Raw genomic sequence first — 12,580 nt, 5'->3', positions numbered from 1 at the left:
GCCACCGCGCCCGAGGGTGGAATCGCCTATGGTGCGCCGAGAAGCGCGACAGTCCGCTGATCGGGCCCGTCGTAGTAGCGGTCGAGCACCCGCTCGAAGGGGGCCGGGTCGTCGGCGGCGCGGGCGAAGAGCGTCATCGACGAGCGCAGTTTCAGGTCGTCGGGGTAGCCGAGGATCTCCTCGGCGGTGCGCCCGTGGTGCTCCAGCATCGCCTCGGCGCACTGGAGCAGCCGCGGGCCCAGGAGGGGATGGCCGAGATAGTCACGGGCTTCGCCGAGGTCCCGGATGGCGTAGGTCCGCGCCGTCGGGCTGGAGCCCAGGCCGGCCAGCTGAGGGAAGACGAACCACATCCAGTGGGTGCGTTTCCGGCCCGCCCTCAGCTCGGCGAGCGCCTGCTCGAAGACGCCGTCCTGTGCCCGTACGAATCGGATCAGATCATCCACGCGCGCGTCGCGTCTCCCTGGTGTTGGCCTTCTGGATCGCGTCGACCAGCTCCGCCTTGGTCATCCTGGACCGGCCGGAGATGTCCAGCTTACGGGCCACCCCGAGCAGGTGTTCCTTGCTCGCGTTGGCGTCCACGCCACCGGCGGTCTCGGCTTTCGTGTCGCGCCCGCCGGCGGCCTTGGCGTCGCTCGGGCCCTTCTTCTCCTTCGGCTCCCAGTGGTCGCCGACCTTCTCGAAGGAGTGCTTGACCGCGGAGAAGGCGGTGCGGTGGGCGCGCTCGCCCTCGCCGTACTGGTCGACGGCGGAGTCATGGGTCTTGACGAAGGTGTCCTGCGCCTTCTTCGGGGACCGCTTGAGGGTTTCGGGTAGTTCGTCGCGTCCAGGCATACCGCAGTGGTTGCCCGTGGCGGGGCCCGGCAAACGCCGGGCCGTCACTCGCGGGGGGCCGTGCCGAACCGTCCGAACCGGACGCCGGGCGTGGTGGGGCCGGTGCGCCGGGCCACCCCGAGGCCGCTGACACCCTCGACGGTGACCTCGACGATGTCGGCGTCGGCGAACAGCACCGTCTCCCCGCCGGCGGGCATGGTGAGGATCAGCTCGCCGTGGTCGCGGACCTCCCCGCCGGCCGCGGTGAGCCCGGTGGCGCCGCTGATCAGGTACGGGTCGAGGTTGGGGTGCGGGGTGGCGATCAGCCGGTCGTCGCGTACCGAGAGAACCCAGGGAAGGCTGAGCGAGCCCGCCCAGACCGACCCGGGACTGGCCCCGGCGTCACCGAGGCGGGCGAGCACGCAGCGCCGCCCGGCCGCGTCGACGAAGGTGGCCGTGGGGCCGAGGCGGCCCCTGCCGAAGTCACCCCAGGCGCGCGGCGTGAAGTGCAGGCCGTCGTAGCCGCCGACGGCGTAGGCAACCTCGTCGCCGCTGGAGACGAGCAGCACCCAGGCGTCGTCCAGCGGGAAGAGCCGGGGGCAGCTCCAGCCGGCCTGCTCGCGGGAGACGATCACGCCGTCGTAGGCCCAGTGCAGCAGGTCGGCGGAGTGGTACTGGAGGACGGCGGCGGCCCCACCGTGGATCGTGGCGCCGAGCAGCATCCGCCAGCCGCTGCCGGCCCACCAGACGTACGGATCGCGCATCTCGCCGACGCCGGAGGGTGGCGTGGCTATCAGCGGGCCGGCCGGATCCTGGCGCCAGCCGGTGAAGCCGGGGACCGCGACCGCGCGGGCCACCTCGCCGCTGTCGCGGGTGTGGAACAGCACCGGCCCGTCCGGGCCGGCCACCACCGCGCCGCAGCGGGCCGATCCGGGGCCGGCGGGCGGCGCGGCCACCGCCTGCTCGGTCCACAGGACGAGATCGTCGGAGACCGCGTAGCCCCAGGCCGGCTCCTGGCCGGAGAGGTGCTCGTAGAAGAGTTGGTAGCGGCCGTCGGCCGCGAGGACGCCGAAGAGGTCGCCGACCTGGCCGGCGCGAGGGGTGAAGTGCAGTCGGGGCCGCGCTACGCGTTCCATGCCTCTGCCTAGCATCGCGGCGATGTCCGGCACCAGTGGGGGCGGCTGCCAATGCGGTGAAGCGGTTAATCTCAGGCGTGCCTTACACACCTGGGGAGACCGCCGAGCGGCTCGGCGTCAGCATCGACACGATCCGCTACTACGAGAAGATCGGGCTGCTGCACGGCATCCAGCGCAACTCCAGCGGCCGCCGGATCTTCTCCGACGACGACCTGTCCCGGCTCGGGCTGCTGCGCTGCCTGCGCGACTCGGGCATGCCGATCTCCCGGCTGCGGCGCTTCGCCGAGCTGTTGCAGACCGGTGACGAGGGCGCCGAGCAGCGGACGGCGCTGTTGCGCGAGCACGATCGGGAGATCGACGCGAAGATCGAGCAGCTGCGCCGGGAACAGCGCCGGGTCCGGGAGAAGATCGCGTGGTACACGTCCCGGGCCTGACCCGCTAGTAACGGCAGCGCAGCACGACCAGGCTGTGCCGGGTCACGGTGAACTGCCCGCCGGCCCGCGCGGTCTTGCGCTTGGCGGCCAGCAGCGGGTCGGCGGTGTTCGCCGCGACCTCCCACGTCCGGCCGTAGTCGCGATCCGGCAGCGTGAACGCCACGTCCTCGTCGAGCGGGTTGAACAGCAGCAGGAACGAGTCGTCCCGGATCTCCTCGCCGAGCGCGTCGCGTTCCGGGATGCCGTGCCCGTTGAGGAAGACGGTCATGGTCATGCCGCTGCGGGTGTTCCAGTCCGACTCGGTCATGACCTGGCCGTCGCGGCGCAGCCAGGCGATGTCGGGCAGTTTCGAGTCGCCGGCCGGGTCGCCGGTGAAGAACCGCCGGCGCCGGAAGATCGGATGGTCGGCGCGCAGTTTGAGCAGCCGCCGGGCGAACCCGGTGAGCACGTCCTCGTTGCGCGCCTCCACCCAGTCCACCCAGGAGATCTCGTTGTCCTGGCAGTAGACGTTGTTGTTGCCGCGCTGGGTGCGGCCCAGCTCGTCGCCGTGCGCGATCATCGGGACGCCCTGGCTGAGGAGCAGGGTGGCCAGGAAGTTCCGTTTCTGCCGTTCGCGCAGCACGATGATGCCGGCGTCCTCGGTCTCGCCCTCGACGCCGCAGTTCCAGGACCGGTTGTGGCTCTCGCCGTCCCGGTTGCCCTCGCCGTTGGCGTCGTTGTGCTTCTCGTTGTACGACACCAGGTCGTGCAGGGTGAACCCGTCGTGCGCGGTGACGAAGTTGATCGAGGCGATCGGGCGGCGGCCGTCGTCCTGGTAGAGGTCGGCGCTGCCGGTGAACCGGGACGCGAACTCGCCGAGGCTGGACGGCTCGCCCCGCCAGAAGTCGCGGACCGAGTCGCGGTACTTGCCGTTCCACTCGGTCCAGTTGGGCGGGAAGCCGCCGACCTGGTAGCCGCCGTCGCCGACGTCCCACGGTTCGGCGATCAGCTTCACCTGCGACACCACCGGATCCTGGTTGACCAGGTCGAAGAACGCGGCCAGCCGGTCCACCTCGTGGAACTCCCGGGCCAGGGCGGCGGCCAGGTCGAACCGGAAGCCGTCGACGTGCATCTCGGTCACCCAGTAGCGCAGGCTGTCCATGATCAGCCGCAGCGACTCGTGATGCCGGACGTTGAGGCTGTTCCCGGTGCCGGTGGTGTCGTAGTAGTACTGCCGGTCCCGGTCGACGAGCCGGTAGTAGGCGGGGTTGTCGATGCCCCGGAAGGACAGCGTGGGTCCCAGATGGTTGCCCTCGGCCGTGTGGTTGTAGACGACGTCCAGGATCACCTCGATGCCGGCCTGGTGCAGCGCCTTGACCATGGCCTTGAACTCCTGCACCTGCCCGCCCCCGCCGGCGAACGACGAGTAGCCGTTGTGCGGCGCGAAGAAGCCGATGGTGTTGTAGCCCCAGTAGTTGGTCAGGCCCCGCTCGATCAGCCCGCTGTCGTGGACGAACTGGTGCACCGGCATGAGCTCGACGGCGGTGACGCCGAGGCTCTTCAAATACTTGATCATTACCGGGTGCGCCAGGCCGGAGTAGGTGCCGCGCACGTCGTCCGGGATGTTCGGATGCCGGATCGTCATGCCCTTGACGTGCGCCTCGTAGATCACCGTCTCCCACATCGGGATCTTGAGCGGCCGGTCGTTGCCCCAGTCGAAATACGGGTTGATCACCACGGAGCGCGGGGCGAAGGGCGCCGAATCCAGATCATTATAAGAATGGATATCACCGAAATCGTACGAGAAAAGCGCCCGATCCCAGCGATAATCCCCGTCGATCGCCTTGGCGTACGGATCCAGAAGCAGTTTGCCGGGATTGCACCGCAGCCCCCGGGACGGATCGTAGGGTCCGTGCACCCGGTAGCCGTACCGCTGCCCCGGCACCACCCGCGGCAGGTATCCGTGCCAGACCAGCGCCTCCCGTTCCGGCAGGTCGACCCGGGTCTCCCGGCCGTCGTCGTCGAACAGGCACAGTTCGACCCGGGTGGCCGCCTCGGAGAAGAGCGCGAAATTCGTTCCGCCGCCGTCGTAGGTGGCTCCCAGCGGGTACGGATTGCCCGGCCAGATATGCATGCGCCAACCTTGCCCAACACCGCCCTTCCAGGAAACTGTGAGCAATGTCCCCGGGGACGAGTTTCCGGTGAGGGGCACAACCGACAGGGTGCCCCGCCGACCGCACCGTCACGGTCCCGCCGGATCGGCGGCCACCAGCCGTCACGGTCGGCCGGGATCGGACCTCACCACGGCGAGCGGCTCCCAGGCCAGCGCCGCCCGTTCGGTGTCCGACACGATCCACCCCCGTGACCCGAACGGTCCCGGGTCCACCACGGCCACGAGCCCGGCGCCCGCCGCGGGAACCGGCTCCCGGCCCTCCTCCGGCCCGCCGACCGAAGCCCGTGACCGGCTCGGTTCCGGCCCGGCGACCGGAACCCGCGACTCGGGGCGGGCCGGTTCGGCGACCGGGGCCCGCGACCCGGGCCGGGCCGGCTCGGCGGCCGGAGGGCGCCAGGCGGAGGGAGCCGGGTCCGGCGGTGGCGCGGCGGGTGCGGCCCTCCGGAGGCGGCGGGTGAGCAGGAGCAGGGCCACGGTGACGAGCGAGACGGCCAGCCCGATGGTCAGGAGAGAGGGCACGCGGGTTCCGATCCGGGTGTCGCTGGACTGCGGTGACGGCGCCGAGTCAACGGCATTCCGGCGGGACCGGACATCCCTGGCCGCCCGTTCGTGGCGGTAGTGCACGCGCCAGAGCGAATCGATTCACCCGGCCTGACGGACAATGGGGGTGTGAGTGACCTGTTGGACATCCAGCGCATCTACCTCGAACCGGCCGCCGCCGAGCTGCCCCGAGGCCGCGAGATCCTGGCCCGCTTCCCGGCGGCGACGATCGTCGAGGTGGAGAGCCACCAGCGGATCCCGGAGGTGCACGGCGACGAGGCGAACGTCCGGCGCTGGGTGCGGATCAAACGGGAGGCGCTGGTCCTGGGCGTGAAGAAGACACTCACCGCCCGCCCGAACGGCCGCTCCGCCGACTTCATCGCCCCGTCGACGGCGAACGGCTGCGCCATGGCGTGCGCCTACTGCTATGTCCCGCGACACAAGGGCTACAGCAATCCGATCACCGTTTTCGCCAACATCGAGCGCATTTCCGCGTACCTCCGAAGGCACGCGGCCCGGCAGGGCGGCAAGCCGCAGCCGAACGAATGCGACCCGGAGTCCTGGGTTTATGACATCGGTGAGAATTCGGACTGCTCGGTGGACGCGCGGATCAGCGACAACGTCCGGGATCTGGTCTCGCTGTTCCGGGAGATCCCGAACGCGAAGGCCAGTTTCGCCACCAAGCACGTCAACCGGGACCTGCTCGCATGGGATCCGCGAGGCCGGACGCGGATCCGGTTCTCGCTGATGCCGGCGGCCGATTCCCGGGTGCTCGACATCCGCACCAGCGGGATCGGGGAACGGATCGCGGCGATCGACGATTTCGTGGCGGCCGGGTACGAGGTGCACGTCAATCTGAGCCCGGTGGTGGTCCGCGACGGCTGGCTCGAGGATTGGGCCGAACTGCTGGATCAGCTCACCGCCGGAACGAACGCGGCGACGAAGAGCCAGCTGGCGGCGGAGATCATTTTCCTGACCCATAATCGCGGACTGCACGAGATCAACCTCGGCTGGCATCCACGCGCCGAGGAACTGATCTGGCGCCCCGACCTCCAGCAGGTGAAACGCTCGCAGAACGGTGATCTGAACGTCCGTTACCGCACCGGCGCGAAGGGCTCCTACGTGACGGCGCTCGTCGATCTGATCGGCGCGCGTGCGCCGTATCTGCGGGTTCGTTATGCATTCTGAGTCCTATGACGAAACCATATGACGTCTTCGATGCGGCCGCCGCGGAGTACGACAGCGTGGGGGTGGAGTTCGTCGGGCCGATGGGGTCGGCGCTGGTCGCCGCCGCCGGGATCCGCGCCGGTGAGCGCGTTCTGGACGTGGGCTGCGGGCGCGGCGCGGTGCTGTTCCCGGCGGCCGCGGCGGTCGGCCCGACCGGTTCGGTGACCGGAATCGACATGGCGCCGGCCATGGTGGCGCTGACCCGGGCCGCGGCCGCCGGGTTGCCGCAGGTCACCGTGACGGTCGGCGACGGGCAGGCGCCGGACTTCCCGGACGGCTCGTTCGACGTGGTGGCGCTCGGCCTGGTGTTGTTCTTCCTGCCGGATCCGGAGGCCGCGCTGCGGTCGTACCTTCGGCTGCTGCGGCCCGGCGGCCGGCTCGCGTTCAGCTGTTTCGCGGCCTTCGACGCCGGCTACCAGGAGGCGATGCGGGTGATCGGCACGCACACCGACGAGCCACCTCAGCAGCCGAAACTCCCGGCGATGTTCGACAACGAGGACACCCTGCGGTCCGCGGTCGGCGCCGCCGGCTTCGCCGACGTCACGATCGACGAGCTGACGGTACGCAGTGAATTCCGCGACCTGGAGCACTTCCTCGCCTGGGTGGACTCGCACGCGGGCCGGACCGTGCTGCGCCGGGTCCCCACCGGGCGCCGTCCCGGGCTGCTGGCCGCGCTCGCGCCGGTGCTGCCCGAGCCGCCGGTGATGAGCACCGGGGTGCGCCTGGTCGGGGCGGTGCGCCCGGCGGGCTGAGCCGCCGGGCGCGTCCGTTGTCGATCAGGCGAACCGGGCGGCGATCCAGTCCGCCACCAGGTCGGCGGACTCGATCACGGCGGTGTCGTGGGTGGCGCCCTCGATCGTCTCGAAGGTGAGCGAGACGCCGTACGCCTGGATCTGTCCGGCCAGCATCTCGGAGAGGAAGTAGGGGACGGCCTCGTCGTCGGTGCCGTGCACGAGCAGGATCGGCGAGCTCGGCGCGGTCTGGAGCGGGTTCTCGTAGGAGGCCATCTTGGTGATCACCGCGGCCGGCACGGTGCCGCCCTCGACCAGCTGTGCGGCGGTGAAGTTCTCGTAGGTGGCCAGGATCTCGTACAGGCAGCCGGTCTGGAGGACGCCGAGCTGGGCCTCGGCGGGGGCGGCGAGGACGTTGGCGGGCTTGAAGCTCGGATCGACGGCGGCCACGCCGAACAGGGCCATCACCAGGTAACCCTGGACCGGAGTGCCGGCAATGTACGGGATGATCTCCTGCGCGTTGGAGAGCGGGGCGATCGCGACGGCGCCCTTGAGGACCAGGTTGCCGTCGTAGGACGGGGCGAGCTGACTGGCGAACAGGGCACCGGAGCCGCCCTGCGAGTGGCCGTCGACGACGTACTGGGTGGAGAGCGCCGCGTCGAGGTTGCGGGCCGCCCGTACGTTGTCGATCATCGACCGGCCGGCGCTGGCTCCGATCAGGTAGGGGTGCTGCTGCACCGTCCCGAGCCCGGGATAGTCCGGCGCGGCCACCGTCCAGCCGCGTTCGAGCAGTTCGGCGACGGCGATCCGGGCCTCCTCCCAGAACACCGCCTGGTTGGTGGACGGCGCGCAGGTGTCGGCGAGCCCGGTGGTGCCGTGCCCCCACGCCACGACCCGGTTCTTCTTGTTGGTGCGCGGGGTGAGGACCAGACCGGTCGCGGGGACGACCCCACCGTTGATGGTGGTGGTGACGTACTGGATCCGCTTACCGGTGGCGAGAGCGGACAGACTCGGCGGCAGACTCGCGGTGGACGAGCTGAGCACGTATCCCGGCACTGTCGCGTACGCCGGTCCGGCGGTCGCGACGACCACCCCGCACGCGGCGATCAACGCGGCGAGGACGAGTCGGGAGATCTTCTTCATGGCACCCCGTTCCTGCTGTATCCGAAATGGATGATCGATGAAGGCCACAGCCTAAAACCGCGTTCCCCCACCGTGGATCAGCATTCACGGGCACATGTCCGTGCCCTTTCAGGTATCCGCACACGTCAACTGAATGATGTGCCACCGATATTCGAAAGATCCATTTAACCGGCGTTTCATGGTCTTAATCAGACACCACTGGGGTACGTCTCCGGCTCGTGCGCGTCCACCCGCAGAGTGTGCAGCGGCCGCAGCGCCCGCGTCTCCCCGAACCACAGAAACGCGTCGTAACGTTCACCCAGCACGGTCGGCACGTAATTGGCCCAGCGCTCCCGCTCCGCCCGGTAGACCACGCCGATCGCCCGGTGCGGCAACACCGTGGTGAGCAGATCCGGTCGCGGGCCCTCGGCGGGGAAGACGAACAGCCCGCACGGCGGAGCGGCCGCGTGTAAGACTTCCTCCAGCGAACCCGGCCGCGCCTCGGGCACACCCATGACCTCCATCGGCTGGCCCCAGCCCGGTCCGGCCACCACCGTTCCGCGGTAGGTGCCGAAACCGACCAGCAGCACCTGGGCGTCGCCGTACCGTTCCCGCGCCAGCTGACCGATGGTGACCTCGCCGTACTGGGACTGATCGGTGGCGCGGGCGTCGCCGACGTGCGTGTTGTGCGCCCACACCACCGCCTTCGACGTGGGCCCGTACCGGCGCAGCAGCCGGTCCAGAGTCTGGTCCATGTGCCGGTCGCGGACGTTCCACGCCTCCGGGCCGCCGCGGACCATGGCCCGGTAGTAGCTCTCCGCCCCGGCCACCACCTCGGCGTTCTGCCACAACCCGAAGTCCCGGTCGCGGACCGCCGCCAGCATCGTCACCACCCGGTCCTCGCAGGCGGCCGGCACCAACTGGGTGGCCCAGCCGTACGCGTTGGGATCCTCGTTGTACGGCTCGAAGCACCGGTACGCGTCCAGCGCGGCCGGCACCAGATCCGGGTCGTGCTCGCGCAACCAGGTGAGGATCTCGCGCATCGACTCCCACAGCGAGTAGACGTCCAGCCCGTGGAAGCCGACCCGGTCGTCCGGGGCCCGCCGCATGTTGCGGGCGTGCAGCCAGCGGGTGAAGTCGACGGTCTCCTCGTTCGCCCACATCCAGGTGGGCCAGCGGTCGTAGCGGACCAGCGCGTCCCGCGGGTCGGCCCGGTCGTCGCGGACCGCGGCGTTAACCCGCTCGCAGTCCGGCCAGTCCCCCTCCACCGCGACGAAGGAGTACCCGCACTCGGCGATCAGCCGTTTCGTGAGCTCGGCCCGCCACTCGTAGAACTCGTGCGTCCCATGGGTGGCCTCGCCGATCATCACGACCCGCGCGGCGGCCGCGCGATCCAGGAGGATCGCCAGGTCCCCCGGATCGCGCAACGGCCGGGCGATCGAGGCCACCTCGTCCCCGTACCGGATCATTACGGCCGGATACCCGGCACGAACCGCCCTATACGTCCGATCTATGCCACGGCCGGTCGGCCCGGGTCGCGGTCGCGGCGGCGGACACCCGGACCCCGTACGCCGGACGGTCGTGCCCGTCGACCGGTCCCAGGTACTCGTGGCCGGTCAGGTGACACCAGGCGGGCAGGTCGATGGGCGCGGCCGGATCGGTGGCGATCAGGTGGACGACCGCCCCGCCGGCCAGCGTGGTCGTCAGTTTCCGCAGCTCGATCAGCAGCAGCACACAACGGCGGTCTCCACCGTCCAGAACGACCGGGCTCATACCCCGATCATGCCTAACGGGGCCGGGCCGCCAGGATGCAGGTGTCGTCGTCCGGGTTGGCGCGGCGCAACCGGGCCAGCAGTTCGGCCAGCGGCTGCTCGGGGGCGGTCCGCACCGCGTCGTCGACCGAGGTGATCACCGCGTCCAGGCCCACGTCCAGGCTGCTGCGCCGGTGCTCGACCAGCCCGTCGGTGTAGAGCAGCAGCACGTCACCGGTGTGGAAACTGAGGACGGCGTCGCTGTACCGGGCGTCGTCGACCACACCCAGCATCGGGCCGGGCGGCCGGGACAGCGGGGCCGTGTGCCCGCCCCGGCTCAGCAGCGGCGGCGGGTGCCCGGCCTGCGCCCACACCAGCTCACCGCGCACCGGATCGAACCGGGCCACCACGGCGGTCGCCGACAGCTCCGGCGACTCCGCCTCCAGCTCGCACGTCAGCCGGTTCAGGTGCTCGAGCAGCGTACCGGGATCGCTGGTGACCACGGCGAGAGCGCGCAGCGCGTGCCGCAGCTGGGCCATCGTGGTGGCCGCGTGCGTGCCGTGCCCGGCGACGTCGCCGACGGCGAGCAGCACCGACCCGTCACGCAGCGCCGCCGCGTGGTACCAGTCCCCGCCGACCAGCGTCTCGTGCCCGGCCGGCAGATAGCGCACCGCTACCCGCAGCCCCGGCAGGTCGATCGGCTCGGCCGGGATCGGCAGAATGATCCGCTGGAGACGGGCGGCCAGCTCGTGCTCGGCCGCGAGGGTGCGCTCCACCTCGGCCAGCCGTTCCACGTTGGCCTGCTGCCCGGTGACGTCCTGGACGATCCCGCAGATCCGCAACGGCTGCCCGCCGCCGTCGCGGACCGCGTCGACGACCGTCCGCAGATGCTTGATCCGCCCACCGATCCGCACCCGGGTGGTCACGTCCACCCGCTCGGACCGCTCGAACGCCGACCGGGCGGCCGCCTGGAGCGGACGGTCGTCCTCCACCACGATCCCGTCCGCCTCGTCCCGGCCGAGCGGACCGAGCGCCGGATCCCGCTCGTAGATCCGGTACAGCTGCGGCGACCAGTAGATCTCCCCGCTGGCCAGATCCCACTCCCCCCAGCCGAGATTGCCGAGCTGCTCCATGCCGCCGAACCGGTGCAGCCGGTCCAGCCGCTCCCAGCTGACCAGCAGCCCCGGCCCGAGCCGCCGGGCCCGCACGGTGAACTCGCTGTCCCCGATCCGCACCGCGTCGAGATCGGCCGGCTCCCCGGTCTCCATCACCCGCTGGTAGACCTTCCACCGCTCCTCGGCCCTCACGTCCGGCGCGATCCGGGTCACCGGCACGCCGATCAGCTGCGACCCGAGCCGCCCGTCCGGAGTCACCGCCTCCGGGCTGGCCGCCGCCCACACCAGGTCGATGAGCCGCCCGTGCCCGTCGATCTCGGCGAGCAGATAGGCCGCCATCCCCGGCAGCGAATCGAGGACCCCGCGCACGGTCGCCAGCCACGGCGCCCCACTCTCATCGACCCGGACCCGCACATCGCTCACCACCCGCGCTCCCACAGCGACCTCCCCGCCCGCTCTGGGTTTCCTGCTTACGCCAGCGCACGGCACCACGGCATCCCCCGATCATCCGGGCGGGTAGCCCCGGCAGGCGCTCCGTCGCACACGTCACCCGGACGAGCGTCCGACGTTCGGCTCATCCATCCGCTTCGCGGTCCCACCCGCTCAAACCCTTCCCCGGTACGCACAAAGCGCCCCACTCCAGCACCCGCACGGCCCACCTATCCCGGCGACTGCCGTGTCCACAGTGCGCAACTCATCACCAAGAGACACATCACCGACAGTTTCGCCCCCGCACCCGCCGGCCGCCCGCCCCAATCCGGCGACTCTGCTCCGCCACCACCCCCTCAGCCCCACCAATCCGGTGGCTCCTCCTTGACCATCCCCTCAGCCGCACCAATCCGGCGACTCCGCTCCCTCACCACCCATCGGCCCCACCAGACCGGCCATTCCGCCTTTCACCACCCCTCAGCCGCACCCGACCGGCCATTCCACCTTTCACCACCCCTCAGCCGCACCCGACCGGCCGTCAGCCATCACCACCGTCCTCTTTCCAGCGCCACCGGCCCCAGCACCCGACCGTTCCGCCACCGACTTGCGCCCCCTATCCCTCACAGCCTCTCGACTCCGCCCCGTCTCCTCACGCATTCGCACGCCTCGGGCCCATCAAGCACTCTCACCTCCGCTGGCCCGGCGACATCAGACCCGAGCGGCCGACGCAGAAGGCCATCACTGCCCCAAGCCCCTCAATCCGCCAAGTCTCGACACCGGGCCAACCATCCCCACCCACGCCCCGGCCCAGTCACCACACCGGACCCCGGCGCATCATCGCGACCCACGGTTCCACCCAGTCACCACATCCGACCCCGGCCGACCATCCCCACAGCCCTCTGAGGTTCCACCGAACCCAATGGCGCGGGCGCAATGCTGGACGCAGCCGAGCCGAAGCCAATCCCCTCAAGCCTTCCGCCCGCGAGCACCAGCGAACGAAGCCGGCGGGCCTTACCCCCGGAACTTGGACACGGGGTTTATGCGGCTTGGGCGATCGTAGTTGATGTTGCGTGGATCCGCTCGTAGGTGATCGGTGACTGCTGTCCGAGCCGGGAGTGGCGGCGGATGGTGTT

12 protein-coding genes are annotated in these 12,580 nt (G+C 70.5%); 3 read left to right on the top strand and 9 right to left on the bottom strand.

The window, feature by feature from the left end; translation table 11 throughout:
- Nucleotides 1–26 precede the first annotated feature (26 nt).
- The 3 genes from J5X75_RS39815 to J5X75_RS39805 are packed head-to-tail and all read right to left on the bottom strand — an operon-like array spanning nt 27 to nt 1,946.
- Nucleotides 27–443: a DUF1810 domain-containing protein gene (locus J5X75_RS39815; RefSeq protein ID WP_208472902.1), complete on the bottom strand. Its 417-nt coding sequence runs from the start codon at nt 441–443 to the stop codon at nt 27–29.
- Complete coding sequence (locus tag J5X75_RS39810) at nt 436–831, bottom strand: ChaB family protein (RefSeq protein ID WP_208472901.1); 396 nt, start codon at nt 829–831, stop codon at nt 436–438. The genes J5X75_RS39815 and J5X75_RS39810 overlap by 8 nt, the downstream gene beginning before the upstream one ends.
- 44 nt (nt 832–875) lie before the next feature.
- On the bottom strand, nt 876–1,946 hold the full coding sequence (locus tag J5X75_RS39805) for a glycoside hydrolase family 32 protein (RefSeq protein WP_208472900.1): 1,071 nt from the start codon (nt 1,944–1,946) through the stop codon (nt 876–878).
- Nucleotides 1,947–2,023: 77 nt separating this feature from the next.
- Between J5X75_RS39805 and J5X75_RS39800 the strand changes: the two genes are divergently transcribed.
- Nucleotides 2,024–2,380: a MerR family transcriptional regulator gene (locus tag J5X75_RS39800; protein WP_208472899.1), complete on the top strand. Its 357-nt coding sequence runs from the start codon at nt 2,024–2,026 to the stop codon at nt 2,378–2,380.
- Between the two features lie 4 nt (nt 2,381–2,384).
- Here the strand turns inward: J5X75_RS39800 and glgX are convergent, their stop codons facing one another.
- Both glgX and J5X75_RS39790 read right to left on the bottom strand, forming a co-directional pair.
- Nucleotides 2,385–4,493, bottom strand: a complete 2,109-nt coding sequence (gene glgX / locus J5X75_RS39795) for a glycogen debranching protein GlgX (RefSeq protein ID WP_208472898.1) — start codon at nt 4,491–4,493, stop codon at nt 2,385–2,387.
- A 141-nt stretch (nt 4,494–4,634) separates the two neighbouring features.
- A complete protein-coding gene (locus J5X75_RS39790) occupies nt 4,635–5,051 on the bottom strand; it encodes a hypothetical protein (RefSeq protein WP_208472897.1) in 417 nt (138 codons plus the stop codon).
- A gap of 150 nt (nt 5,052–5,201) precedes the next feature.
- Here J5X75_RS39790 and J5X75_RS39785 point away from each other — a divergent pair, with 150 nt between their 5' ends.
- Together J5X75_RS39785 and J5X75_RS39780 are read left to right on the top strand one after the other, a co-directional pair.
- Nucleotides 5,202–6,260 (top strand): spore photoproduct lyase family protein, encoded by a 1,059-nt coding sequence (locus J5X75_RS39785; protein ID WP_208472896.1) that lies wholly within the window; start codon nt 5,202–5,204, stop codon nt 6,258–6,260.
- A 5-nt stretch (nt 6,261–6,265) separates the two neighbouring features.
- On the top strand, nt 6,266–7,051 hold the full coding sequence (locus J5X75_RS39780) for a class I SAM-dependent methyltransferase (RefSeq protein WP_208472895.1): 786 nt from the start codon (nt 6,266–6,268) through the stop codon (nt 7,049–7,051).
- A 24-nt stretch (nt 7,052–7,075) separates the two neighbouring features.
- Here the strand turns inward: J5X75_RS39780 and J5X75_RS39775 are convergent, their stop codons facing one another.
- From J5X75_RS39775 to J5X75_RS39760, 4 genes are all read right to left on the bottom strand, one after another.
- Nucleotides 7,076–8,173, bottom strand: a complete 1,098-nt coding sequence (locus J5X75_RS39775) for an alpha/beta fold hydrolase (protein WP_208472894.1) — start codon at nt 8,171–8,173, stop codon at nt 7,076–7,078.
- Between the two features lie 188 nt (nt 8,174–8,361).
- Nucleotides 8,362–9,621: an erythromycin esterase family protein gene (locus J5X75_RS39770; RefSeq protein WP_208472893.1), complete on the bottom strand. Its 1,260-nt coding sequence runs from the start codon at nt 9,619–9,621 to the stop codon at nt 8,362–8,364.
- 28 nt (nt 9,622–9,649) lie between these two features.
- Entirely contained in the window at nt 9,650–9,925 is a 276-nt protein-coding gene (locus tag J5X75_RS39765; RefSeq protein ID WP_208472892.1) for a sulfurtransferase TusA family protein, read from the bottom strand.
- Nucleotides 9,926–9,938: 13 nt separating this feature from the next.
- Nucleotides 9,939–11,441, bottom strand: coding sequence for a PP2C family protein-serine/threonine phosphatase (locus J5X75_RS39760; RefSeq protein WP_307798569.1), 1,503 nt, complete (start codon nt 11,439–11,441; stop codon nt 9,939–9,941).
- Between the last annotated feature and the right edge of the window lie 1,139 nt (nt 11,442–12,580).

The sequence above is a fragment of the Actinoplanes flavus genome (genome assembly GCF_017592555.1).
In the GTDB taxonomy this organism is placed as follows: Bacteria; Actinomycetota; Actinomycetes; order Mycobacteriales; family Micromonosporaceae; genus Actinoplanes; species Actinoplanes flavus.
The sequence above is the reverse complement of the archived record's forward strand: the minus strand, read 5'-3'. Positions and strand labels throughout refer to the sequence as shown.

Bases quoted from the DNA above. Each gene is read 5' to 3' on its own strand.
- J5X75_RS39805 (WP_208472900.1), bottom strand. From the start codon at position 1,946: ATGGAACGCGTAGCGCGGCCCCGACTGCACTTCACCCCTCGCGCCGGC.
- J5X75_RS39810 (WP_208472901.1), bottom strand. From the start codon at position 831: ATGCCTGGACGCGACGAACTACCCGAAACCCTCAAGCGGTCCCCGAAG.
- J5X75_RS39765 (WP_208472892.1), bottom strand. From the start codon at position 9,925: ATGAGCCCGGTCGTTCTGGACGGTGGAGACCGCCGTTGTGTGCTGCTG.
- J5X75_RS39775 (WP_208472894.1), bottom strand. From the start codon at position 8,173: ATGAAGAAGATCTCCCGACTCGTCCTCGCCGCGTTGATCGCCGCGTGC.
- J5X75_RS39770 (WP_208472893.1), bottom strand. From the start codon at position 9,621: ATGATCCGGTACGGGGACGAGGTGGCCTCGATCGCCCGGCCGTTGCGC.
- J5X75_RS39780 (WP_208472895.1), top strand. From the start codon at position 6,266: ATGACGAAACCATATGACGTCTTCGATGCGGCCGCCGCGGAGTACGAC.
- glgX (WP_208472898.1), bottom strand. From the start codon at position 4,493: ATGCATATCTGGCCGGGCAATCCGTACCCGCTGGGAGCCACCTACGAC.